Source organism: Brachyspira catarrhinii (assembly GCF_005518285.1).
In the GTDB taxonomy this organism is placed as follows: domain Bacteria; phylum Spirochaetota; class Brachyspiria; order Brachyspirales; family Brachyspiraceae; genus Brachyspira; species Brachyspira catarrhinii.
This window is the reverse complement of the sequence record NZ_SJDU01000858.1, coordinates 1-328: the sequence shown is the minus strand read 5'-3', so window position 1 is coordinate 328 and position 328 is coordinate 1. Positions and strand designations below refer to the sequence as shown.

At 33.8% G+C, this 328-nt stretch carries 1 protein-coding gene; it reads right to left on the bottom strand.

All coding sequences use genetic code 11. The features are described 5' to 3' along the window. A partial coding sequence (locus EZH24_RS13670; RefSeq protein ID WP_137999506.1) for a hypothetical protein occupies positions 1–290 on the bottom strand: 290 nt, incomplete at its 3' end. Between the last annotated feature and the right edge of the window lie 38 nt (positions 291–328).

The window sequence follows — 328 nt, the reverse complement described above, 5'->3', positions numbered from 1 at the left end:
AAAGTTATAGTTGTGTTTGGAAGTGTTTTATCTTTAATTTTTAGTCCGAATGCCTCGCCAAGTTCCAAAACCATAAAGTCATTAGCATAGAGAGGCGATACGCTGTTCATAACATTAGAGAGCATATCTTGTATTTCAGAGATAACAATAACACTTTCGTCTAAAAGATTATTCTGTATTCCGCTTGGGAGATTAGTAAAACCCTCTACGTTGTCTATAGCTTGATTAAGAATATCATCTCTGATGTCGGTAGGGTTATCTTTAATTACTCCAGTGTTGCCTATTTGCATTATTGCTATACTCCTATAAAAGCAGTATAATTAAGTTT